Raw genomic sequence first — 23654 nt, forward strand, 5'->3', positions numbered from 1 at the left:
CCGGCAACGCCGGACCGCGCCAGGGTGAGCCGCACGGCTCAGCAGGCCCATGGAACGGAGAAGAGCGCGTGGCGCGCAGCGTGTACGTGACCGGCATCGGCCGCGGGGACGGTCGGCAGGTGGTCGAGCTGGGGGTCATGGAGCTGCTGACCCGCAATGTGGACCGGGTCGGGGTGTTCCGCCCCCTGGTGCACTCGGCGCCGGGCGGCCCTGGGTCCGACCATGTGGTGGAGCTGCTGCGCGGCCGCTACCGGATCGATCTGCCGCCGCAGGAGCTCTATGGCCTCACCTATGAGGAGGCCACCGCCCTGCAGGCGGAGCGCGGAGTGGACGAGCTGGTCTCGGTGCTGGTCGACCGCTTCCGCACGCTGGAGGCCAAGTGCCAGGCGATGCTGGTGCTCGGCACCGACTTCGCGGACACCTCCATCCCGGATGAGCTGTCCTTCAACGCACGTCTCGCCAATGAGTTCGGCGCCTGGGTGCTGCCGGTGGTCGGCGGCCTCCAGGAGGGGGCCGACGCCGTGGTCGCGGAGGTGCGCAACGCCTTCCGCGCCTACACCGACCTGGGCTGCAACGTCCTGGCCATGATCGCCAACCGGGTGTCCCCCTCGGACAAGCAGCAGATCGTCCGCCGTCTGGCGGGCCGGCCTGCCGTCCCCGCCTACATCCTGCCCGAGGAGCCGGCCCTGGCCGCGCCCACCGTCTCCCAGGTGGTCCAGTCCACCGGCGCCGAGGTGCTGCTCGGCGACGCCACCGGGCTGACCCGGGACGTCCGGGGGTTCGTCTTCGGCGGCGCCACCCTGCCCACCTTCCTGGCCGCTCTCACCGAGGGCGCCATGGTGGTGACCCCCGGGGACCGCGCCGACCTGCTGATCGGAGCCCTGGCCGCCCATGCCGCAAGCGCCCCACCCATCTCCGGTCTGCTGCTCACCCTGGGCATCCGTCCGGACGCCGATGTGCTGGCACTGGCCGGCCGGCTGGCCCCCGGCACCCCGGTGGCCGTCGTCCCGGGCGGCAGCTGGCCCACCGCAGCCTCGCTCAGCGGTCTGGAGGGCAGGCTGACCGCAGGCAGCCCCCGCAAGGCGGAGACCGCGCTCGGCCTCTTCGAGCTCCATGTGGACACCGCCGAGCTGATCAGCCGGATCGAGCTGAGCCGCTCCGAGCGGGTGACCCCGATGATGTTCGAGCATGTCCTGCTGGAACGGGCCCGGTCCGACCGCCGCCATGTGGTGCTGCCCGAGGGGACCGAGGAGCGGGTGCTGCGCGCCGCCGAGGTGTTGCTGCGTCGCAACATCTGCGATCTCACCCTGCTCGGCGATCCGGATGTGATCCGCCGCCGCGCCGCGGACCTCGGTGTCGATCTGGGCCTGGACCGGGAGCCCTCCGGCGCCACGGCCCGGGTCGTCGATCCGGCCACCTCCCCACTGCGGGACAGTTTCGCCGAGCAGTACGCCAAGCTCCGCGCCCATCGCGGTGTCACGGCGGAGCTGGCCTACGACGTGGTCGCCGACGTCAGCTACTTCGGCACCCTGATGGTCCAGGAGGGCCTCGCCGACGGCATGGTCTCCGGTGCGGTGCACTCCACCGCCGCCACCATCCGCCCCGCCTTCGAGATCATCAAGACCGCCCCCGGCGCCGACATCGTCTCGTCGGTCTTCTTCATGTGCCTGGCCGACCGGGTGCTGGTGTACGGCGACTGCGCGGTCAACCCCGACCCGGACGCCCGCCAGCTGGCCGACATCGCCATCAGCTCCGCCGAGACCGCCGCGCAGTTCGGGGTGGAGCCCCGGGTGGCCATGCTGTCGTACTCCACCGGCACCTCGGGCTCCGGCGCCGATGTGGACAAGGTCCGCGAGGCCACCGCGCTGGTCCGGGAGCGGCGGCCGGATCTGCTGGTGGAGGGGCCGATCCAGTACGACGCGGCGGTGGACCCCGGGGTGGCCGCCACCAAGCTGCCCGGCTCCCAGGTCGCCGGCCGCGCCACCGTGCTGATCTTCCCCGACCTCAACACCGGCAACAACACCTACAAGGCGGTCCAGCGCTCGGCGGGCGCGGTGGCGGTGGGCCCGGTGCTGCAGGGCCTGCGCAAGCCGGTGAACGACCTGTCGCGCGGCGCCCTGGTGCAGGACATCGTCAACACCGTCGCCATCACCGCGGTCCAGGCCCAGGGCGGGAGCACCCGGTGACCCGCAACCCCAAGGAGTCAGCCCCCGTGAGCGCAGCCACCCGGGTCCTCGTCCTCAACTCCGGCTCCTCGTCGGTGAAGTACCGGTTGCTGGACATGGCCGACGGCCGTCCGCTGGCCGGCGGCCTGGTGGAGCGGATCGGCGAGGAGGGCAGCCGGCTCGTCCACAACCCGCAGCGGGGCGAGCCCCGTGAGCAGCGGCGGTCCTTCCCCGACCACGCCGCGGCGCTGAAGGCGGTGGGCGAGGAGCTGCAGGCGGACGGCCAGGGACTGGACTCCCCCGAGCTGGCAGCAGTGGCCCACCGTGTGGTGCACGGCGGCACCCGGTTCACCGAGCCCACGCTGGTCACCGAGGAGGTGCTGGCGGAGATCCGGGCGCTGACCCCGCTGGCCCCGCTGCACAACCCGGCCAACATCACCGGCATCGAGGTGGCCCGCGCGCTGCGCCCCGACCTGCCGCAGGTGGCGGTCTTCGACACCGCCTTCCATGCCACGCTGCCGCCGGCGGCCGCCACCTATGCGGTGGACCGTGCCACGGCCGACCGCTACGGAGTGCGCCGCTACGGCTTCCACGGCACCTCGCATCAGTATGTGTCGCGCCGCACGGCCGCACTGCTGGGCCGGGATCCGGCCGAGGTCAATGTGATCGTGCTCCATCTGGGCAACGGTGCCTCCGCCTCCGCGGTGGCGGGCGGGGTGTGCGTGGAGACCTCCATGGGCCTGACCCCGCTGGAGGGCCTGGTGATGGGCACCCGGTCGGGCGATGTGGATCCGGCGGTGGTCTTCCATCTGCACCGGGTCGGCGGCCTGTCCATGGACGCGGTGGACGACCTGCTCAACCGCCGCAGCGGCATGGTGGGGCTGTGCGGGGACAATGACATGCGGGAGGTCGAGCGCCGCCGCGGTGAGGGGGACCCGGACGCCCGGCTCGCCTTCGAGGTGTACATCCACCGGCTGCGCAAGTACATCGGCGCGTACTGCGCCGTGCTGGGCCGAGTGGACGCGCTGGCCTTCACGGCCGGTGTCGGTGAGCACTCGGCCGGCGTACGGGCCGCGGCGACGGCCGGCCTGGAGGGGCTGGGCATAGCGGTCGACGAGGCACTGAACGGGCTGCCGTCCGGTGGCCCGAGGCTGGTCTCCCCGGCGCACTCGCGGGTCGCGGTGGCCGTGGTACCGACCGATGAGGAGTTCGAGATCGCGCGGCAGGCCTTCGCCCTGGTGCGCCGGACGGCAGGCTGAAACCTGGCCCACCGTCCCATGGACCGTCCCGGATCCCGAGATGATTCGCGGGCGATCCAAGCCGAAACCGACCGGAATGCACCTATAGCACGAACGGATAGAATGATCCATATGCGCCGAGCGAAAATTGTCTGCACCCTGGGTCCGGCGACGGACAGCTACGAACAGCTGAAGGCCGTCGTCGAGGCCGGTATGAACGTGGCCCGTCTCAACATGAGCCACGGCTCCCACACCGAGCACGAGGGCCGTTATCGCAGGGTCCGCCAGGTCTCCGAGGACACCGGCCGCCCCATCGGGGTGCTGGCCGACCTCCAGGGCCCCAAGATCCGCCTCGCCACCTTCGCCGAGGGTCCGGTCACCGTCGAGAACGGTGACGAATTCACCATCACCATCGAGGACGTGCCGGGCGACCAGCACATCTGCGGCACCACCTACAAGGGCCTGCCGGGCGATGTGAAGAAGGGCGACCCGATCCTGATCAACGACGGCGCGGTCGCACTGGAGGTCGTCAGCGTCGACGGCCCCCAGGTGAAGACCGTGGTGGTCGAGGGCGGGGTCCTCTCCAACAACAAGGGCATCAACCTCCCCGGTGCGGCCGTCAATGTGCCCGCGCTGTCCGAGAAGGACATCGAGGACCTGCGCTTCGCGCTCCGCCTCGGCGTCGACATGGTCGCCCTCTCCTTCGTCCGCAACGCCGCGGACATCGAGCGGGTGCACGCGGTGATGGACGAGGAGGGCCGCCGGGTCCCCGTCATCGCCAAGATTGAGAAGCCGCAGGCCGTGGAGGCGATGCGCGAGATCGTGCTCGCCTTCGACGCCGTGATGGTGGCCCGTGGCGACCTGGCGGTGGAGTACCCGCTGGAGAAGGTGCCGCTGGTCCAGAAGCAGCTGATCACCCTCTGCCGGCAGAACGCCAAGCCGGTGATCGTCGCCACCCAGATGATGGAGTCGATGATCCACGCCTCCCGGCCGACCCGTGCCGAGGCCTCGGACGTGGCCAACGCCATCCTGGACGGCACCGACGCGGTGATGCTCTCCGCCGAGAGCAGCGTCGGCAAGTACCCGGTCGAGACGGTGCGGACCATGGGCCGCATCATCGAGGCCGCCGAGGGTGAGCTGCTCTCCCGCGGTCTCCAGCCGCTCAACCCGGGCCGCAAGCCCCGCACCCAGGGCGGCTCCATCGCCCGCGCCGCGTGCGAGCTGGGCGACTTCCTGTCCGCCGAGGCACTGGTGGCCTTCACCAAGTCCGGTGACACCGCCCGCCGGCTCTCCCGCTACCGCTCGCCGATCCCGGTGATCGCCTTCACGCCGGACGCCCACACCCGCAACCAGCTGGCCCTCAGCTGGGGTGTGGAGACCTTTGTCTCGGCCACGGTGCAGACCACCGACGCCATGGTGGAGCAGGTCGACGAGGAGCTGCTGGCGCTCGGCCGCCTCAAGGCCGGCGACACCGTGATCGTCACGGCCGGCTCCCCGCCCGGCATCCCCGGCACCACCAACATGGTGCGGGTGCACCACCTGGGCGAGAACACCGGCGTCTGACGTTCCGTCGGCAGTACGGCGCGGGGCGCCTCCCTCATCGGGAGGCGCCCCGCGCCGCTTCGCCGTGCCGGACGGTCAGCCGTCGTAGGGCTCGTCGTCCGTGTAGAGGTGCATCCCGGGGATGTTCAGGGTGCCGCCGAACTGCCCGGCCTGGACGGCCTTGGCATCGGTGAACTCCAGCTCCAGCTTGATCGGCACCGAGCCGATCAGGTCGAAGAGGAACTTCGGCAGGGTGTCCGGCGTCAGGGTGATCGCACCCAGGGCCGGGATGGGCAGCCCCTCCACCTTGGACAGGGTGCCGGTGAGCGACTCGGTGTACATCACGATCGGTCCCTTGACCATCGTCGAGGTCGAGCCCGCGCGGCCCTTCACATGCGTGGTCTTCTTGTTGTACTCGATCGTCGACATGTCCAGGTCGCCGATGTCGATGCTGTCGGCGGTGAACTTCAGTACCCGCTTGGTCGCTCCGCTGTGGGTGGTGATGTCGACGACACCGCCGAACACCACCCCGTGCAGGGCCAGCCGACTGGACTTCAGCGTCCAGGGCTGGTCCGGGATCGCCTGGGTGCCGGCCTCGCTCTTGGCCTTCACAGCGGAGGCATCGGTGGCGCACAGCGCGTCCGGGCCGGGGCTCTGGGACGACGAGGGCGACGGCGAGGTGACCGAGGTGACGGCCTCGCCGGCAGCCTTGGCCACCGAGTCCTTGGTGTTCTTCAGCCCGCCTGCGACCGATGTGACGGCCTTCTCCGCGTCCGAGACGGCCGCGGTGGCCTTCCCCACCGGGTCCAGCGCTCCGCCGCCCGCAGAACCCTTTCCGCCGCCCTTGGGGGCGGATGCCGAGGGTGTCGGGGCCGCACTGGAGCTGGAGGCGCTGGGCGTGGGAGTGGCCGACGAGGCGGAGGGCGAGGGGGTCGCCGAGGCACCGCCGGAGGAGCCGCCACCGGTCAGCAGTCCGCCGACACCGCCGAGCAGTCCGCCGAGCAGCCCCTGCCCGCGTGCGTTGCCGGCCGCGGTGGTGCTCGGGGACGGCGACGCGGCGGGGACCTTGGCGGCCTGGGAGAGCTTCTCGGTGACCGACTGGCCCGTGGTGCCGCCGGCGTCGGCGGCACCGGTCGCCGGTGCGGAGGCGTCGGCGGACGGTGTCGCACTGTCGGCAGGGGTCGCACCGTCGGCCGGCTTCCCGGTCTGCCCGGCCGCCGGAGTGGAGGCACTCTGCGACGGCTTGGCCGACGGGGTGTCACTTGCGGCGGGCTGCTTGCCGCTGTCCGCCGAGGCCGACGGGGTGGTCTCCTTGAGCGGGGTGTCCGTCGCGGTGGCACAGGCCTTGGCCATGTCCTTGGGCGAGGAGTCGTCCGCCATGGCCAGCGTCGGGGTGTACCCGGCGCCCATCAGCAGCGCGGTGGGCACCGCCGCGATGGCCAGCACCTTGCCCGCGGGCAGCTGCAGCCTGCTGCGCAGCTGGCGGCGAGGCGCGGCGTGGCGCGGCCCCCGGGTGGCGACCCTGACTTCGTCGGCACTGCTGCCGTCGTCCGTCATCGGCCCTCCCCGGACGTTTCCGGGTCACTGGGCTTGGCGAAGGAGACCTCGGAGGGCTCTGCCGGCAGCTGGGCGGTCTCGGGCTCCTCCGCCGCCGCCGACTCCGGATCTGCGGCCGGCGCGGGCTGCTTCAGCGGAGCCCAGGCGGCCATCAGGCCGCCGCCGATCAGACCGGGAACCAGGCCCAGGCCGAATCCGCCGAGGTTGGAGACCGGGATGGAGACCAGGGACAGCAGGATGGTCGCCACGCCCGCGAACAGCCGGGACATCGGCTGCAGCCAGGCGCTGATCCCGAGCACGATCATCAGAATGCCGATGATCAGCGCACCGGCACCGCCGGTGGTCGCCATGGCGAAGGTCAGTCCGCCGATGCTCAGGTGGGCATAGGGGAAGTACAGGATGGGCAGTCCAGCGATCATCGCCAGCAGACCGCCCCAGAAGGGGCGGCGGTGGCGCCAGTCACGGAACCTCAGGCGGTTCCGGTAGAAGGCGCTGACGTCATCGGGCCGCACCTGGGCGGTCGCGCTGGTCACGTTGCAGCTCCCTGTGGAGTAGCAGCTGGTGGTGCAGGGGTGGGGAGGAGCCCGGGACGGCTCCTCCCCACCGCTCAGCCGTCAGGCCTTGCGGGCCGTCGGGCCTGTGGAGTGTTACCGGTCCGCACGGGTGCGGATCAGAAGCACTCGCTGACGCCCTTCTTCACGGCCAGGTGGAGGCCGTTCAGCTTGAAGGTGCCTGCAGAGGTCGCCCAGGCGGTCTGCTGCACACCGTCGAGGGAGGCGTGGTCGGCCTCCTGCGCGAAGGAGTTCTCGAACTGGGCGCCGGCACCCAGCTGCTGGGCCCCGGCCCGGTCCGCCGGGTTGACGTTGCCCTTGGAGATGGCACCCGTGGCAACACCGATGTTGATGTTGGTGAAGGTGGCATCGGCCTTGAGGTCGTCCAGGTCGATGTAGAGGTTCGAGGCCTCGACCGGCTTGTTGGCGTCGTCACCGGCGTTGATGTTCAGCGACACCTTGCCGATCAGCGGCGCGTCGAGCACCACCGACTGGCACAGCTTGTTGATGGTCGCGCTCTTGAAGGAGGAGACCGCAACCGCGTGCGGCACACCTGCCTTCTCGATGTCCACCGAGCCGTACTGGGCGAAGCCTTCGCCCTCGAGGTGCCCTGCGGCAACCTTGAACTGCTGCCCGGAGACGTTGAAGGACGCGGCGAGCGCGCCCTGCGCCAGGCTGACGCCGATAGCGGCCGTCGCCGCGATGCTCGGCACCATTACAACGGCGAACCGCTTCCAGCGGGTCTTGCCGTAAGTCTGGGACATATATGTCCTCCTTCTCGGACGTACATCTCCGGCCGCGCCCCGCCGGGTCCTGGCCTTAGATGGGGAGAAGAGCTACGTCCTCGGTAAGGAGAGCGCCACACAATCCGTCGGCACGGTAGTCCGACCGACATCATCGGCGATCACCCCCGAGCGACAACCAGCGGCCGTGCAGGGTACACAGCCGGTGAGGACAGGCTCCGTCCGGGCGGACGAAGACCCCCCTGTCCTCGAGGCGCCGGCCGGGGCCGGAACCTGCCCGGTGGGGACCCCTGGCGCCGTCCCTCCGACCGGGTGCCGGAGGGGGGAAGCAAGGGACCGAGCGTGGCTGATCGTGGTCGAAACGGGGCCTGAACACAAGGCCTCCATTACTGACGAGTAATCCAACAGTGCCGACAGCTGGTCACGGCGAGCAAAGATTGGATACGCACAGTTATCTTCTGGGGGTTTGAGGGAGATGCCGCGCGCACGAAATGCGGACGAAACACCCCGGGACGGTCACTGCCAGTGACCGTCCCGGGGTGTTATCAAGATTTGGTAAAGCTGGGCCAATGTCGCCAAATCGCCGTGGCACTCAGGGCCACCGCAAGTGCCTCAGAACAGCACCCGCGCCAGCGCCGACCTGGCCTTGGCCACCCGCGGGTCCTCGGCGCCGATCACCTCGAAGAGGTCCAGCAGCCGCAGCCGGGCGCGGTCGCGGTCGTCACCCGCCGTACGGCCGACGGTGTCGACGAGCCTCCCGAAGGCGTCCTCGACATGCCCGCCCACCAGGTCCAGGTCCGCGGCGTCCAGCTGCGCCTGGACGTCCTTCGGGTCACCGGCCGCCGCCGCACGCACCGCCTGCGGGTCCTTGTCCTGCACCCGCTGCAGCAGCTCGGCCTGGGCCAGGCCCAGCTTCGCCTCCTCGTCGGACGGACGGTCCGCCAGCACATTGCGGTAGGCCTGGATCGCGCCACCGAGGTCCCCCCGGTCCAGCGCCTCATGGGCGGCGGACAGCGTGGGGTCCTCCGGCGCCTCCGCAGCGGCTCCCGCCTCCTCGGGCCGGCCCTCGCCGACCGCCCCGCCCACGATGCCGAACCGCTGCTCGGCGACCAGGATCAGCTGGTCCAGGTACTGGCGGGCCTGGGCCTCGTTCACCGCCCCCTGGAAGAGCGGCACCAGCTGGCCGGCCACCACCGCCATCACCGACGGGATGGACTGGATGCCGAACTGCCCCGCCAGCATCTGGTTGGCGTCGACATCGATCTTCGCCAGCACGAAGCGGCCCTCGTACTCCTCCGCCAGCCGCTCCAGGATGGGGCTCAGCTGCTTGCAGGGGCCGCACCACTCGGCCCAGAAGTCGACCACGACCGGGGCCTCGGCCGAGCGCTGGACGACCTCCGCCTCAAAGGTCTCCTCCGTGACATCGAGGACGACGGAGAGCGGCACCGGTGGGACGCCTCCCGCCGCCGTCTGGCGGGCCCGCTCGGCCCGCGCCTGCTCCGCCTTCTGGGCGGCGTCTCCGGCCGCCTTCACCGCGGCGAGGTCGACCACGCCGCGCATGGACATGTTCCGTGGCTGCATGGCTCTATCCTCCCCCGTCCGAAGGGGTGCGGACGCCATCTCCCCTGCCGGGCGCCCCACCCGGAGTGTCACTCCCGCCACAGGACCGTCTCCAACGGGCCCGCGACCGCGATTCCCCAGACCGCATGCACTCGGTGCGGGTCCCCACCCGCACCCTGGTTGCCGCTCTTTTCGCTACGACACGTAGCGTATATGCCGAGGGCTCCCCAGGACACACCGCGACGCCAGGCCGCGGCGTGAGACAGCTCACTCCGGGCAGCAACCGTGTATCCGGGAGCCACCGGTGTGTGGGTACCCTCGCCCGGCAGCACCGACGCAGCTGCACCCCCTCCCCACCCAGGAGACCGCTCGTGGCCGTACCGACGGACGCCCCCGCCCGGGCCAAGGGCAGGCCGCGCAACGCCGCCACCGACCACGCCATCCTGGAGGCCACCCGCTCCGCACTCGCCGAACTCGGCTGGGGCGGGCTGACGATGGGCCATGTCGCCCAGCGGGCAGGGGTCGCCAAAACCACCCTCTACCGCCGCTGGCCGTCCAAGAACGAGCTGGTGGTGGATGCCGTCGCGGTGCTCTTCGACGACCTGGAGATGACCGACCTGGGAAGTCTGCGGGCCGACATCGAGGCCGTGGTGCAGCGTTTCGCCGCACTGCTCTCCCGCCCCGAGACCCAGGCGGCGATGCTGGCGCTGTTCGCCGAGGGGACCCGCGACCCGCTGCTGCGCCAGCGGATCAGGGAGTCCATCGTGGATCCGCAGAAGCGGCTGGTGCACCAGGGCAGGGCCAATGCCCAGGCCCGCGGCGAACTCCCCCGCGACATCGACGAGGCGGCCGCGCGGCAGGAGGTGGACATCATCTTCGACACCATCGCGGGCGCCGTGGAACACCGCATCCTGGTCAGCGGGGAGCCGGCCTGCGAGCAGTGGATCAGCCGGTTCACCACCCTGCTGCTGGCCCCCCTCGCCGCTCTTTCCACCGGGCACCCCTGACCGCGGCGCCGCACCGGCGGCAGCAGCGCAGACATCGCGGCACACAGGCGGACGGCACCACCGGCCCCACGGCCGGCTCGGGCCTGCGGAGCGCTGCCCGGCCTCCCGTCCGCCCCACCGGAGCCGGACACCACGGCTCGCACATCAGCCTCGCGCGCCCGCGACTGCTCCTTCACTCCGAGCCAAAGGCGGTCGGCGGTCCCGCACACCCCATGGGGACGTGCGGGACCGCCGACCGTGCGGGGTCGCAGGGTCAGAAGCCCGGCGGCTCGGTGTAGGTGCCCCACTCGTCGCGCAGGGCGTCACAGATCTCGCCCAGGGTGGCCTCCGCCCGCACCGCGTCCAGCATCGGCGGCACCATGTTGGCCCCGGTGCGCGCGGCCTCCAGCATCGCGGCGATGCCGGCCTTGACCGCGGCGTCGTCCCGTCCGGCCTTGCGCTCGGCCAGCAGCCGCACCTGCTCGGTCTCCACCTCATGGCTGACCCGCAGGATCTCCAGCTCCGAAGTGACCGTGGAGGTGTGGCAGTTGACGCCGACGACGCGCTTCTCCCCCTTCTCCAGAGCCTGCTGGTAGCGGAACGCCGACTCGGCGATCTCACCCACGAACCAGCCGTCCTCGATACCGCGCAGAATGCCCGCGGTCATCGGGCCGACCGGGTGCTCGGCCCCGCCGTTGCGCTCGCCCATGCGCCGGATCCGCTCGAAGATCGCCTCGGCCTCGGCCTCGATGCGGTCGGTGAGCGCCTCGACGTACCAGGAACCACCCAGCGGGTCGGCCACATTGGCCACCCCGGTCTCCTCCATCAGCACCTGCTGGGTGCGCAGGGCGATCTCGGCGGCCTGGGCGGAGGGCAGCGCCAGGGTCTCGTCCAGGGCGTTGGTGTGCAGGGAGTTGGTCCCGCCGAGCACCGCCGACAGGGCCTCCACCGCCGTGCGCACCACGTTGTTGTACGGCTGCTGGGCGGTGAGCGACACCCCTGCGGTCTGGGTGTGGAAGCGGAGCCACTGGGCCTTGTCGGTCTTCGCCCCGTAGACGTCGCGCATCCAGCGGGCCCAGATCCGCCGTGCGGCGCGGAACTTGGCGATCTCCTCGAAGAAGTCCAGGTGGGCGTCGAAGAAGAAGGAGAGCCCGGGGGCGAAGGTGTCCACGTCCAGGCCGCGGGAGAGTCCCAGCTCCACGTAGCCGAAGCCGTCGGCCAGCGTGAAGGCCAGCTCCTGCGCGGCCGTGGAGCCCGCCTCGCGGATGTGGTAGCCGGAGACGGACAGCGGCTTGTAGGCGGGGATGCCGGCCGCGCAGTACTCCATCAGGTCGCCGATCAGGCGCAGATGCGGCTCCGGGGAGAAGAGCCACTCCTTCTGGGCGATGTACTCCTTGAAGATGTCGGTCTGCAGGGTGCCGTTGAGGACGCCCGGGTCGACACCCTGCCGCTCGGCGGCCACCAGGTACATGCAGAAGACCGGGACGGCAGGACCGGAGATGGTCATGGAGGTGGTGACATCGCCCAGCGGGATGGAGTCGAAGAGGACCTCCATGTCGGCGGCGGAGTCGATGGCGACGCCGCAGTGGCCGACCTCGCCGAGTGAGCGCGGGTCGTCGGAGTCGCGGCCCATCAGGGTGGGCATGTCGAACGCCACCGAGAGGCCGCCGCCGCCGGCGTCCAGGATCATCCGGTAGCGCTCATTGGTCTGCCGGGCGTTGCCGAAGCCGGCGAACTGCCGGATGGTCCAGGCCCGGCCGCGGTAGCCGGTGGGGTGCAGGCCCCGGGTGAAGGGGTATTCGCCGGGCCAGCCGATCCGCTCGAAGCCCGTCACGGGCTGCCCGGCGGCCGGCCCGTAGACCGGGTCGACGGGGTCACCGGAGAGCGTGGTGAAGTCCGCGTCGCGCTTGCGCGCCTTGTCGAACCGCTGCTGCCAGCGGCTTCGGCCTGCCTCGATCTCCTCGGCGTCCATTGCCGTACCCCGCTCCCATAGCTGTCACCAGGATGTCGCACCAATTTACTCGGACGTCCTAGTATCTGTCGATGGGGCACCCTCCGACGCGCCGCTCGGGGCAGCGCGCCGGAGGAGTCACTCAGACGCCCACAGGCGCCGGCGCGGCCTTCCCGGCCTCCAGGCCCCGCACCTCGCGCACCACCCGGCGCTCGGCGACGAAGGAGCAGAACGGGACGGTGCCCGCCACCAGGATCACCAGCTGCTTGACCAGCGGCCAGCGCTGCTTCTGACCCAGCATGAACGCCACGACGACATAGCCCATGAAGAGGATGCCGTGGGCCTGCGCGACAAAGAACGTGGCGCTCTTCCCGACGCCGAAGCCGTACTTGGCCACCATGAAGCCGCAGAGCAGCAGCAGCATGCAGCCGGTCGCATAGGCCAGCGCCCGGTACCAGGACAGCAGGGGGTTCGACTTCACCGCGTTCGCCTCACATGCCAGGGGTCGGGGCGGTACGCCCGGACTCGGCACCGCCTCCCCGAGGGTAACCCCGCTCCGTCCGCCCTCCGCGCACGCCCCCGCCCTCCCCGGCCGTACCTCCCCGCCTGTCGCCGCGGGCCGGTCCCGGCGTTGCGGGACTCCTGCGGGCACCGGAATCGGCAAGCCCGCCACAGCGACACCGCCGAGGAGCCGCCCCTGCACTGCCATCGGGTCGGTCCGGCGCGGGCCGGCCGGGCTCAGGCCTCGGGTTCCGCCGCGTCCGGGTCGGTGAAGTCGCCCGCGGCGACCCGGAGCGGGCGCAGTATGTCGAAGATCTGCCGGCACTGCTCGGGGTCGTACTCGTCCAGGCCGAACTCCATGGCCATCAGATCGCGGGTGGCCGCCTCCACCACATGCCGGCCCTGGGGGGTGATGGAGGCGAGGATGCCGCGGCCGTCAAGGGGGTTGGGCCGCCGGGAGACCAGGCCGGCCCGCTCCAGACGGTCGACGGTGTTGGTGACGCTGGTGGGGTGCACCATCAGCCGCTCGCCGATCTTGGAGAGGGAGAGCTCACCGGTGCGGCTGAAGGTGAGCAGCACCAGGGCCTCGTAGCGGGCGAAGGTCAGCCCGTACGGCTTGACGACCGCGTCGACCCGGCCGAGCAGGATCTGGTGGGCGCGCATGATCGACGTGATCGCGGCCATGGGCGGGACGGCGCCCCAGCGCCGGGTCCACAGGTCGTCGGCACGGGCGATCGGGTCGAAGTTCAGGCTGAGCGGCTTGGGCACGCCCCCACCGTACCGGCGTGACTGAGGGCCGCCGAGAGCTGTCCACAGGGCGAACGAGCGCGGAGCGGGAGCCGCTACACCCCGGCACGCCCCCATCCTGCGGGTGCTTCGGCGCGCCCCCGGATGTCAATCCGCCGCCCGACTGCGCCCCGGAATGACCGTATGTCCACCCGTGATCATCCGGGTTGCCGGCGCAGTGCAGGTGATTTGACCGACTTCGCACCGATAACCGCGGCCGATGGACGCACAGCAGCCGAAGTCGTTGTGGCGAAAGCTCGCCATTGGCTGACGGTGACCTGTCATTTCACGACGTAAATTGTCATGCTTCTGGCCAGCCCCGTACGGCGCCCGCGCCCACCCCACGCGCACGCCGTGAGACCGCACGGAGCAGCACGACCGCGCCCGTTCCGCCCTCGATGGCGTACACCCGACGCCCCCGGGACGGCGCGCGACCGCGCACACGCGGTGTACCGAAAGGGAACACAGTGAAGCGAAAGCTGACCGCCGGAGCACTTCTCTCAGCCTCTGCCATGCTCGTCGTGGGTATACAGGCGGGCACCGGAACGGCCACCGCCCAGCCCGGAACAGCCTTCGGCCCGGCCGCCGCCGGGGCGCACGCCCAGCTGGTCGGCCTGGCCCGCGCCCAGGCCTCCGGCCTGGCCCGGTCCCTGGCGCTCGGCAGCCAGGAGAAGCTGGTCGTCAAGGACGTCGTGGTGGACGCGGACGGCACCCGCCATCTGCGCTACGACCGCACCTACGGCGGCCTGCCGGTCCTCGGCGGCGACCTGGTGGTGCACCAGACGGCGAGCGGCGCCGTGAAGTCCGTGGACCGTGCCACCACGCGCAAGCTCGACCTGAAGAGCCTCACCCCCGCTCTCGCCCCGGCCAAGGCCGTCGGCAAGGCGGCCGGCACCGTCCGGGCCCTGGTGGGCGACGCCTCCGACAAGGACGCGGCGCCGCTCAGCTCGGTCGGCACGGCCGCCGCACCCAAGCTGGTGGTCTGGGCGGCCTCGGGCACCCCCCGCCTGGCCTACGAGACCGTGGTCAGCGGCACCCGCGCCGACGGCACCCCGAGCGAGCAGCACATCGTCACCGACGCCGCCTCGGGCGCCGTGCTCTCGCAGCACGAGGCGATCCAGACCGCGGCCGGCACCGGCAAGGGCGTCTTCGTCGGCTCGGTCGGCCTGACCACCACGCTGTCCGGCTCGACGTACCAGCTCAAGGACGCCGGCCGGGGCAACCAGTACACGACCAACCTGGCCAACAAGACCAGCGGCACCGGCACCCTCTACACCGACGCCGACAACGCCTGGGGCGACGGCACCGTCTCCAACACCCAGTCCGCAGCGGTGGACGCCCAGTACGGCGCGGCCGTCACCTGGGACTTCTACAAGAACACCTTCGGCCGCAACGGCATCGCCAACGACGGCAAGGGCGCCTACAGCCGGGTCCACTACGGCCGCAACTACGTCAACGCCTTCTGGGACGACTCCTGCTTCTGCATGACCTACGGAGACGGCTCGGGCAACACCCACCCGCTGACCGAACTGGATGTCTCCGGCCACGAGATGAGCCACGGGGTGACCAGTCGCACCGCCGGCCTCAACTACTCCGGTGAGTCCGGCGGCCTCAACGAGGCCACCTCGGACATCTTCGGCACCATGGTGGAGTTCTACGCCAACCTGGCCAGCGACAAGCCGGACTACCTGATCGGCGAGCTGATCAACATCAACGGGGACGGCACCCCGCTGCGCTACATGGACAAGCCCTCCAAGGACGGCGGCTCCGCCGACTACTGGTCCTCGTCGGTGAAGAACCTGGACGTCCACTACTCCTCGGGCGTCGCCAACCACTTCTTCTATCTGCTGGCCGAGGGCAGCGGCGCCAAGACGATCAACGGCGTCAGCTACAACAGCCCGACGTACAACGGCTCCACGGTCACCGGCATCGGCCGCGACAAGGCCGCCGCCATCTGGTACCGGGCGCTGACCGTCTACATGACCTCGACCACCAACTACAAGGCGGCCCGCACCGCCACCCTGAACGCTGCCACGGACCTCTACGGCAGCGGCTCCGCCGAGTACAACGCGGTCGCCTCCGCCTGGACCGGCGTGAACGTCAGCTGACGCACCATCAGCACAGCTGGGCCCGGGCGGTCACGCCCGGGCCCATGCCCATCCCTGGGCCCCTGCTCACCCCTCGGCCAGATGGCGTTCCACCGTCGCCACCTTGGCGGTCAGCCCGTCGACCACCCCGGGCCGCACATCGGCCTTGAGCACCACGCTGACCCGCGGCGCCCTGGCCGCGACCGCGTCGACGGCCCGCTTGACCACAGCCATCACCTCGTCCCACTCGCCCTCCAGCGAGGTGAACATGGCATCGGTGCGGTTGGGCAGGCCCGACTCGCGGACCACCCGCACCGCGTCGGCGACGTACTCCCCCACGTCCTCACCCACGCCGAGCGGGGTGACCGAGAAGGCGACGATCATCAGACCGCGGCCTTCTCCGCCGCGGCGGCGGGGGTCCAGCCCTCCAGCTCCTCACGGGCCAGCATCCGCTCGGCGAAGAACCCGCCGGTGGGGAGCACCGAGAGGACGAACATCAGCACCCCGCGCCGGGCGTCCCAGCGCTGCTTCTTCCAGGCGTCGGCCAGGAAGAGCAGATAGAGGATGAAGAGCACCCCGTGCACCATGCCCATCACCGGAACGGCGTTGAAGTCGGTGGTGCGCTTCAGCACTGAGCAGACCAGCAGGACGATGAAGGAGACGGCCTCGGGGGCGGAGACGAGGCGCAGACGGTGGACGGCGCTGCTCTTCACGGTGGACGACCTCACAGGGTTGCGGGTGCTTGTGAACCGGCGCACAAGCTCCCGCCCATTATCACCGCCCGGCCGACGGGCCCCCGCCGCGGGTGACCCGGTGCGGCCGACGTCACATCCGCGCCACAGATGCCGCCCGCACGGGGGATCGGCCTGGCCCGCCCTCGGCGCACACCCCTATCCTCGGCGCTTGCGGCCGGACCCCCCGGCCGTAGCAGAACGGGGAGCGACACAAGCGATGAAGCTGGACTGGGACCGCCGGACCTGCGCACGCCGCGGCCACATCACCTACGCGCCGGCCGAGCCCGAGCTGCGAGCACGGCTGCACGCCGGCACCGCGGTCGGCGACGCCTGGCGCTGCCTGCGCTGCGGTGACTTCGCCCTCGGCGAGCCGCACGGCTCCGGCCCGGCCCGGAGCGCCCCGCTGGTCCCCCGCGGCAAGGCGCTGCGCGACCTGTTCATCCTGCGCTTCCTGGCCGTGGAGCGGATCGCGCGCGGGCTCTTCATCGTGCTGGCCGCATGGGCGGTGTGGAAGTTCTCCAACAGCCAGGACGCGGTGCGCCGGCTCTTCGACGAGAACCTCACGGTCTTCCGCCCGGTGGCCAACCACTTCCACTATGACGTCGACCACTCCCCGATAGTGGACACCATCCGCAAGACCTTCGACTACGAGCACTCCACGCTGACGATCGTGGCCGCGGCCCTGCTGGGCTACGCACTGATCGAGATCGTCGAGGGCGTCGGCCTGTGGATGGCCCGGCGCTGGGCCGAGTACCTCACCGTGATCGCCACCGCGGCCTTCCTCCCGCTGGAGATCTACGAGCTCACCGAGAAGGTCAGCGGGCTGAAGGTCGCCACCCTGGTGATCAACGTCGCAGCGGTGCTGTGGATCGCCCTGTCCAAGCGGCTCTTCGGGCTGCGCGGCGGGCGGGAGGCCTTCGAGGCGGAGCGGCAGTCCGCCTCGCTGCTGGAGGTCGAGGAGGCGGCCGGCAGTGCGCCCACCGGTCTGGAGCAGGCCCCGGCAGCGGGCTGACAGACCCTGGTATGTCCCGGATCGGTACCGGTACGGCGCGCGCCCCTCGCCTACCGGACCGACCCCCGGTTACCTTTTGGCTCGTGGCACAGTTTCGATTGCAGGGGTCCAAGGTGCTCGCCGTCGATCTGATGGGCGACGCCGTCAAGGCCCGCAACGGGTCCATGGTCGCGTACAGCGGCCAGATGTCCTTCAAGAAGCTCTCCGGGGGCGGCGACGGCCTGCGCGGCATGGTCACCCGCCGGCTGACCGGTGAGCAGATGGTGGTGATGGAGGTCAGGGGGCAAGGCACCTGCTACTTCGCAGACCGTGCCACCGAGGTGAACCTGGTACGGCTCAACGGCGAGACCCTCTACGTGGAGGCCGACAATCTGCTCTGCACCGAGGCGACGCTGCACACCGGCACCTCCTTCGCCGGTCTGCACGGGATGACCTCCGGGAACGGCCTCTTCACCACCAAGGTCGAGGGCCAGGGCTGGGCGGCGGTGATGTCGGACGGTCCGGCGATCATCCTGCGGGTCTCCCAGGGGATGCCGCTGCGGGTCGACCCCGGGGCGTACATCGCCCACACCGGCAACCTCAACCGCAACTTCAAGTCCGGTGCCGGCTTCAGCACCTTCTTCGGCGAGGGCGGCGGCGAGGCCATGCAGGTCGAGTTCGTCGGTGACGGCCTGGTGTATGTGCAGCCGTCGGAGCGCGTGACGATCGGCGGTGACGTCTGATGCCCTTCACCAAGATCAATGGAAAGCTGATCGAGGCGCAGGTCTTCCCAGGTCAGAGGGTTTTCAGCCAGCGTGGCGCCATGCTCGCCTACAGCGGGCAGGTCACCTTCACGCCCAATATGATGGGCGGTCAGGGCGGGGTGATGTCGATGATCGGCCGCCGGATCGCCAATGAGGACACCCCGCTGATGACGGTGGAGGGCCAGGGCCGGGTGATGTTCGGCCACGGCGGCCACAACGTCCATGTGATCGATCTCACCGGTGACACCCTCTATGTGGAGGCCGACCGGCTGCTCGCCTTCGACGGCACCCTTCAGCAGTCCACCATGTTCATGGGCTCGCAGGGCGGTGTGATGGGCATGGTCCGCGGCCAGGTGACCGGCCAGGGGCTGTTCACCACCCAGCTGACCGGCCAGGGTTCGGTGGCGGTGATGGCCCATGGCGGCGTCATCGAACTGCCGATCACCCCGCAGCAGCCGATCCATGTCGACCCGCAGGCCTATGTGGCGCACCGGGGCCAGGTGCAGAACAAACTCTCCAGCGCCCTGGGCTGGCGCGACATGATCGGACGCGGCTCGGGCGAGGCCTTCCAGCTGGAGCTGTCCGGCCACGGCATGGTGTACGTGCAGGCCAGTGAGGAGAAGCTCTGATGTCGTACCCGCCGCAGCCGCCGTACGGGCAGCCGGGCTACCCGCCCCAGCAGGGCGGTCTGCCCCAGCAGGGGTATCCGCAGCAGGGCGGGTACCCGCCGCCCCAGCAGGGCGGCTACCCGCAGCAGCCGCAGCAGTACGGCGGCCCGCAGGCGCCGCTGCCGCAGACCGCGGCCGGCGGCCCGGTGGTGCACGACGTCGCCACCCTGCCGAGCAACGACAACGTCAACCCGTACGCCTTCTCGGTGGACCTCAACGGCCAGTACTTCCTCCAGAAGGGGAAGATGGTCGCCTACTACGGCAACATCCAGTTCCACGGGATCGGCCACGGTCCGCTGGACTCGCTGATCGGCAGGAGCTTCCACTCCCCGCTGCACGCCGCGGACTGGGTGGTCGCGGAGGGCCAGGGCAAGATGATCCTGGCGGACCGGGCGTTCGATCTGAACTCCTACGACCTGGAGGACGGCAACCTCACCGTCCGCTCCGGCAATCTGCTGGCCTTCGACCCGGGGCTGTCCCTGAAGCAGTCGATCATCCCGGGCTTCCTCACCCTGATCGGCACCGGCAAGTTCGTGGCCGCCTCCAACGGTCCGGTGCACTTCGTCGAGCCGCCGATCCGGGTGGACCCGCAGGCCCTGGTGGGCTGGGCCGACTGCCCCTCCCCCTGCCACCACTACGACCACAGCTACATGCGCGGCGTGCTGGGCGGCATCCGGCAGCTGACCGGGCTGGGCGGGGTCTCCGGCGAGGAGCACCAGTTCGAGTTCATCGGGGCCGGACAGGTACTGCTGCAGTCCTCGGAGAAGCTGATGGCCGACATCAACATCGGCCATGTGCCCAACGAGGCCGGCATCCCGGGCGCGGGTGCGCCCTCCCAGGCGGGCCGGCAGCAGCCCGGCCAGCAGCTGCCCAACATTCCGGGGCTGGGTAATCTCGGCGATCTGGGGCGGCGTTTCGGGCTGTGACCTCGCGGCACTCTTTGTACAAACTTCAACATTATCGGGTAGCATAGAGACATGGAGACCCCCACCGCTTCCCCGGCTGCCGGCAACGAGGCAGAGGCCGACGCACCCTGGCTCACCGCCGAGGAGCAGCGGATGTGGCGCGCCCACCTCGATGTCTGCCGGCTGTTGGAGTATCAGCTCGGGCGTGAGCTTCAGCCGCACGGCCTGGCGATGAACGACTACGAGATTCTGGTGGTGCTCTCCGAGGAGCCCAAGCGCCGGATGCGGATGACCGACCTGGCCACCGCCACGCTCCAGTCCAAGAGCCGGCTCTCGCACCAGATCACCCGGATGGAGAAGGCCGGGCTGGTCGTACGTGAGGGATGCCCCGGCGACCGCCGGGGGCTGTACGCCGTGCTCACCGACGACGGCTGGCAGACGCTGCGCAAGGTGGCGCCGGACCATGTGCGCAGCGTCCGCCACCACTTCATCGACCGCTTCGACAGCGACCAGGTCTCGGCCCTGTACGAGGCCCTGGCCCCCGTCGCCGCGCATCTGCGCGCCCTGCGCGGGCGCGGCTGAGCGGGCTGCCGTACCGCGCGAGCCCCGAACCCGCGGAGCGGGCGGGCCCGGCGGTGCGCGCGAGATGTGCCGCGCCCCCGCGAGGGGCCGGGTGCCCGGGACGGGCAGCCGGCCCCTCGCGGGGGCCGCGCAAGGTACCGCTCAGGCCCCGGTGACGCCCTGGACCAGTTCGTCGGCGGCCGCATACGGGTCCAGCGCACCGGAGGCGACCCGCTCGGCCAGCGAGTCCAGCCGGCGGTCGCCGTGCAGATCGCCCATCCGGCTGCGGAGAGCGGCCATCGCGATCGCCTCGACCTCCTCGGCGGCCCGGCGCCGGCGGCGGGCCGCCAGCTCGCCGTGCTCCTCCATCCAGGCGTGGTGCTTCTCCAGCGCCTCGACCAGCTCGTCCACGCCTTCGGCGCGGGCGGCGACGGTCTTCACGATCGGCGGCCGCCAGTCGCCGGGACTGCGGGACTCCCCCAGCCCCAGCATGTGGCCCAGTTCCCGGACGGTGGCATCGGCACCGTCCCGGTCGGCCTTGTTGACCACAAAGACATCGCCGATCTCCAGGATCCCGGCCTTGGCCGCCTGGATCCCGTCGCCCATGCCCGGGGCCAGCAGCACCACGGTGGTGTCGGCCTGCGCCGCCACCTCGACCTCGGACTGCCCCACCCCCACGGTCTCCACCAGGATGACCTCGCAGCCGGCCGCGTCCAGCACCCGCAGCGCCTGCGGCGCCGCCCAGGAGAGCCCGCCCAGGTGTCCGCGGGTAGCCATGGAGCGGATGTAGACCTCGGGGTCGGTGGCGTGCTCCTGCATCCGCACCCGGTCGCCGAGCAGCGCCCCGCCGGAGAACGGCGAGGAGGGGTCCACGGCCAGCACCCCGACCCGCTTGCCGCGCTTGCGGTACGCACTCACCAGGGCGGAGGTGGAGGTGGACTTGCCGACGCCGGGCGAGCCGGTGAGGCCCACGGTGTAGGCACGGCCGGTGTGGGGGGCCAGTGCCGCCATCGCCTCACGCAGCTGGGGCGAGGCGTTCTCCACCAGTGAGATCAGCCTGGCCACCGCACGTGGCCGCCCCAGCCGCGCCTGTTCCACCAGCGTCGGCACATCGATCATCAAGCTCAACTCTCCCGGCAGTCGGCGGCAGGTCGCCGGTGTGTCCGGGCTGCTTCCCGGACACACCGGCAGCGGTGGGTCGGATCGGCGGTCAGGCCCTGGGCACCCGGATGATCAGGGCGTCGCCCTGGCCGCCGCCGCCGCACAGCGCGGCCGCGCCGACGCCGCCACCGCGGCGCTGCAGCTCCAGCGCCAGGTGCAGCACGATCCGCGCGCCGGACATGCCGATGGGGTGGCCCAACGCGATGGCTCCGCCGTTGACGTTGACCTTGTCGGTGGTGACGCCCAGGTCCTTCATGGACTGGACGGCGACCGCGGCGAAGGCCTCGTTGATCTCGATCAGGTCGAGGTCGCCGACGGTCAGGCCCTCCTTGGCCAGGGCGTGGTTGATGGCGTTGGAGGGCTGGGACTGCAGCGAGTTGTCGGGGCCGGCCACATTGCCGTGCGCACCGATCTCGGCGATCCACTCCAGGCCCAGCTCCTCGGCCTTGGCCCGGCTCATCACGACCACCGCGGCGGCGCCGTCGGAGATCTGCGAGGAGGAGCCGGCAGTGATGGTGCCGTCCTTGGTGAAGGCGGGGCGCAGCCGGCCCAGCGACTCCGCGGTGGTCTCGGCGCGGATGCCCTCGTCCTGGGTGAAGAGCACCGGGTCGCCCTTGCGCTGCGGGATCTCCACGGGGACGATCTCGGCCTCGAAGAGGCCGTTCTTCTGGGCGGCCGCGGCGCGCTGGTGGGAGAGGGCGGAGACCTCGTCCTGCGGGCCGCGCTCGATGCCGAGACGGGTGTTGTGCTTCTCGGTGGACTCGCCCATGGCGATGTTCTCGAAGGCGTCGGTGAGGCCGTCGTGGGCCATGGCGTCCAGCATCTGGATGGCGCCGTACTTGTAGCCCTCGCGGGACTTGGGCAGCAGATGCGGGGCGTTGGTCATCGACTCCTGGCCGCCGGCCACCACGATGTCGAACTCACCGGCCCGGATCAGCTGGTCGGCCAGGGCGATGGCGTCCAGGCCGGAGAGGCAGACCTTGTTGATGGTGAGGGCCGGCACGCTCATCGGGATGCCGGCCTTGACCGCGGCCTGGCGGGCGGGGATCTGCCCGGCGCCGGCCTGCAGCACCTGGCCCATGATCACGTACTGCACCTGCTCGCCGGTGATCCCGGCCCGCTCCAGGGCCGCCCTGATGGCGACGGAGCCGAGCTCGGCACCCGAGAAGTTCTTGAGAGAGCCGAGGAGTCGGCCCATCGGGGTGCGCGCACCCGCGACGATGACAGAGGTGGTGCCGGCGGATCCAGTCATGGAACGAGCCCCTTCGCACGTCATGGCTACGGGCCCCGGCACGGTTCCCACCGGCCGCGACCCGGTCGTCCTGGGGGTCCCCCCGGCCGGAGGCCGGAGGAGGGTCGAGCGGCCGGAGGACCGGGCGGGCGGGGCCCGGGTGAGGGTTTTCGCCCAATGTACTGAGCCGTAACCTCGGCGTCACCGCAGCCGCAGTGTGATCACGGGCACGTCGCCGACCGGATTCCGGCGCCGCCCGCCTGCCGGGGCGCACCCGCTCCTCAAGTATGGACACACCCGGGGTGAGACCGGCGGCACCCGGTGTGAGCAGACTCGCAATACGCCCCACTGGCCGCCGCCCGGTCCGATGCGCTGGACTGGGAGACCCCGAACCCTCACGGAGGCCGCCTTGCTCACCCGTATCGACCACATCGGCATCGCCTGCTTCGACCTGGACCGGACGGTGGAGTTCTACCGGTCCACCTATGGCTTCGAGGTCTTCCACAGCGAGGTGAACGAGGAGCAGGGGGTGCGCGAGGCCATGCTGCGCATCAACGGGACGGACGACGGCGGCGCCTCGTACCTCCAGCTGCTGGAGCCCACCCGGGAGGACTCCACCGTCGCCAAGTGGCTGGCCAAGAACGGTGAGGGCGTGCACCACATCGCCTTCGGCACCGCCGATGTGGACGCCGAGGCCGCGGACATCCGGGACAAGGGTGTGCGAGTCCTCTACGACGAGCCCCGTACCGGCTCCATGGGCTCCCGGATCACCTTCCTGCACCCCAAGGACTGCGGCGGCGTCCTCACCGAGCTGGTGACCTCGGCGGTCGGCGGCCACCACTAGACCGCCCCTGCACTCGGACGGCCCAACCGGCCGGTAACCGGGAATCCGGCGATCGGACGACCGGCAGCCAGGGAAAAAGCCGGAGGTGGCCGCTACAGGACCCCTTTCCACGACTACAATGCCGGGGT

At 70.9% G+C, this 23654-nt stretch carries 22 protein-coding genes; 11 read left to right on the forward strand and 11 right to left on the reverse strand.

Annotated elements, in window-relative coordinates; all coding sequences use genetic code 11:
• The first annotated feature begins 68 nt into the window (after window positions 1-68).
• The 3 genes from pta to pyk all read left to right on the forward strand — a co-directional run bounded on the left by pta (window position 69) and on the right by pyk (window position 4966).
• Window positions 69-2186, forward strand: a complete 2118-nt coding sequence (pta, locus tag AB0761_RS14055; protein ID WP_377269325.1) for a phosphate acetyltransferase — start codon at window positions 69-71, stop codon at window positions 2184-2186.
• Between the two features lie 26 nt (window positions 2187-2212).
• A complete protein-coding gene (locus AB0761_RS14060) occupies window positions 2213-3424 on the forward strand; it encodes an acetate kinase (protein WP_377269326.1) in 1212 nt (403 codons plus the stop codon).
• A 111-nt stretch (window positions 3425-3535) separates the two neighbouring features.
• Window positions 3536-4966: a pyruvate kinase gene (gene pyk / locus AB0761_RS14065; protein ID WP_377269327.1), complete on the forward strand. Its 1431-nt coding sequence runs from the start codon at window positions 3536-3538 to the stop codon at window positions 4964-4966.
• A gap of 75 nt (window positions 4967-5041) precedes the next feature.
• Here the strand turns inward: pyk and AB0761_RS14070 are convergent, their stop codons facing one another.
• The 4 genes from AB0761_RS14070 to AB0761_RS14085 all read right to left on the reverse strand — a co-directional run bounded on the left by AB0761_RS14070 (window position 5042) and on the right by AB0761_RS14085 (window position 9377).
• A complete protein-coding gene (locus AB0761_RS14070; RefSeq protein WP_377269328.1) occupies window positions 5042-6502 on the reverse strand; it encodes a hypothetical protein in 1461 nt (486 codons plus the stop codon).
• Window positions 6499-7035 (reverse strand): DUF6114 domain-containing protein, encoded by a 537-nt coding sequence (locus AB0761_RS14075; protein ID WP_377269329.1) that lies wholly within the window; start codon window positions 7033-7035, stop codon window positions 6499-6501. The genes AB0761_RS14070 and AB0761_RS14075 overlap by 4 nt, the downstream gene beginning before the upstream one ends.
• A 137-nt stretch (window positions 7036-7172) precedes the next feature.
• Window positions 7173-7817, reverse strand: a complete 645-nt coding sequence (locus tag AB0761_RS14080) for a DUF6230 family protein (protein WP_377269330.1) — start codon at window positions 7815-7817, stop codon at window positions 7173-7175.
• Between the two features lie 591 nt (window positions 7818-8408).
• The gene (locus tag AB0761_RS14085) at window positions 8409-9377 is read right to left on the reverse strand and encodes a tetratricopeptide repeat protein (RefSeq protein WP_377269331.1); all 969 of its coding nucleotides are present in this window, start codon (window positions 9375-9377) and stop codon (window positions 8409-8411) included.
• A gap of 350 nt (window positions 9378-9727) precedes the next feature.
• On the opposite strand from AB0761_RS14085, the gene AB0761_RS14090 reads away from it, so the two are divergent.
• Window positions 9728-10363 (forward strand): TetR/AcrR family transcriptional regulator C-terminal ligand-binding domain-containing protein, encoded by a 636-nt coding sequence (locus AB0761_RS14090; protein ID WP_377269332.1) that lies wholly within the window; start codon window positions 9728-9730, stop codon window positions 10361-10363.
• Between the two features lie 253 nt (window positions 10364-10616).
• On the opposite strand, the gene AB0761_RS14095 is transcribed toward AB0761_RS14090, so the two are convergent.
• The 3 genes from AB0761_RS14095 to AB0761_RS14105 form a co-directional block, all read right to left on the reverse strand.
• On the reverse strand, window positions 10617-12314 hold the full coding sequence (locus AB0761_RS14095; RefSeq protein ID WP_377269333.1) for a methylmalonyl-CoA mutase: 1698 nt from the start codon (window positions 12312-12314) through the stop codon (window positions 10617-10619).
• Window positions 12315-12435: 121 nt separating this feature from the next.
• Complete coding sequence (locus tag AB0761_RS14100) at window positions 12436-12774, reverse strand: DUF3817 domain-containing protein (RefSeq protein WP_377269334.1); 339 nt, start codon at window positions 12772-12774, stop codon at window positions 12436-12438.
• Window positions 12775-13031: 257 nt separating this feature from the next.
• Window positions 13032-13562 (reverse strand): MarR family winged helix-turn-helix transcriptional regulator, encoded by a 531-nt coding sequence (locus AB0761_RS14105; RefSeq protein ID WP_377269335.1) that lies wholly within the window; start codon window positions 13560-13562, stop codon window positions 13032-13034.
• Between the two features lie 530 nt (window positions 13563-14092).
• Here AB0761_RS14105 and AB0761_RS14110 point away from each other — a divergent pair.
• A complete protein-coding gene (locus AB0761_RS14110; RefSeq protein WP_377269336.1) occupies window positions 14093-15688 on the forward strand; it encodes a M4 family metallopeptidase in 1596 nt (531 codons plus the stop codon).
• 66 nt (window positions 15689-15754) lie between these two features.
• Here the strand turns inward: AB0761_RS14110 and AB0761_RS14115 are convergent, their stop codons facing one another.
• Together AB0761_RS14115 and AB0761_RS14120 are read right to left on the reverse strand one after the other, a co-directional pair.
• Window positions 15755-16051 (reverse strand): MTH1187 family thiamine-binding protein, encoded by a 297-nt coding sequence (locus AB0761_RS14115; protein WP_377269337.1) that lies wholly within the window; start codon window positions 16049-16051, stop codon window positions 15755-15757.
• Entirely contained in the window at window positions 16051-16380 is a 330-nt protein-coding gene (locus AB0761_RS14120) for a DUF3817 domain-containing protein (RefSeq protein ID WP_377269338.1), read from the reverse strand. The genes AB0761_RS14115 and AB0761_RS14120 overlap by 1 nt, the downstream gene beginning before the upstream one ends.
• Before the next feature lie 238 nt (window positions 16381-16618).
• Between AB0761_RS14120 and AB0761_RS14125 the strand changes: the two genes are divergently transcribed.
• The 5 genes from AB0761_RS14125 to AB0761_RS14145 all read left to right on the forward strand — a co-directional run bounded on the left by AB0761_RS14125 (window position 16619) and on the right by AB0761_RS14145 (window position 20311).
• Window positions 16619-17413, forward strand: coding sequence for a DUF2127 domain-containing protein (locus AB0761_RS14125; RefSeq protein ID WP_377269339.1), 795 nt, complete (start codon window positions 16619-16621; stop codon window positions 17411-17413).
• 83 nt (window positions 17414-17496) lie between these two features.
• Window positions 17497-18135: an AIM24 family protein gene (locus AB0761_RS14130; RefSeq protein WP_377269340.1), complete on the forward strand. Its 639-nt coding sequence runs from the start codon at window positions 17497-17499 to the stop codon at window positions 18133-18135.
• Window positions 18135-18785 (forward strand): AIM24 family protein, encoded by a 651-nt coding sequence (locus AB0761_RS14135; protein ID WP_377269341.1) that lies wholly within the window; start codon window positions 18135-18137, stop codon window positions 18783-18785. The genes AB0761_RS14130 and AB0761_RS14135 overlap by 1 nt, the downstream gene beginning before the upstream one ends.
• On the forward strand, window positions 18785-19750 hold the full coding sequence (locus AB0761_RS14140) for an AIM24 family protein (RefSeq protein ID WP_377269342.1): 966 nt from the start codon (window positions 18785-18787) through the stop codon (window positions 19748-19750). The genes AB0761_RS14135 and AB0761_RS14140 overlap by 1 nt, the downstream gene beginning before the upstream one ends.
• Before the next feature lie 51 nt (window positions 19751-19801).
• A complete protein-coding gene (locus tag AB0761_RS14145) occupies window positions 19802-20311 on the forward strand; it encodes a MarR family winged helix-turn-helix transcriptional regulator (protein WP_377269343.1) in 510 nt (169 codons plus the stop codon).
• 141 nt (window positions 20312-20452) lie between these two features.
• Here AB0761_RS14145 and meaB read toward each other — a convergent pair whose 3' ends face one another.
• Both meaB and AB0761_RS14155 read right to left on the reverse strand, forming a co-directional pair.
• The gene (meaB, locus tag AB0761_RS14150; protein WP_377274084.1) at window positions 20453-21409 is read right to left on the reverse strand and encodes a methylmalonyl Co-A mutase-associated GTPase MeaB; all 957 of its coding nucleotides are present in this window, start codon (window positions 21407-21409) and stop codon (window positions 20453-20455) included.
• Between the two features lie 91 nt (window positions 21410-21500).
• On the reverse strand, window positions 21501-22703 hold the full coding sequence (locus tag AB0761_RS14155) for an acetyl-CoA C-acetyltransferase (protein ID WP_377269344.1): 1203 nt from the start codon (window positions 22701-22703) through the stop codon (window positions 21501-21503).
• A gap of 388 nt (window positions 22704-23091) precedes the next feature.
• Here AB0761_RS14155 and mce point away from each other — a divergent pair, with 388 nt between their 5' ends.
• A complete protein-coding gene (mce, locus tag AB0761_RS14160; protein WP_377269345.1) occupies window positions 23092-23526 on the forward strand; it encodes a methylmalonyl-CoA epimerase in 435 nt (144 codons plus the stop codon).
• Window positions 23527-23654: the final 128 nt, after the last annotated feature.

This window comes from Peterkaempfera podocarpi, assembly GCF_042466665.1.
Lineage (GTDB): Bacteria > Actinomycetota > Actinomycetes > Streptomycetales > Streptomycetaceae > Peterkaempfera > Peterkaempfera podocarpi.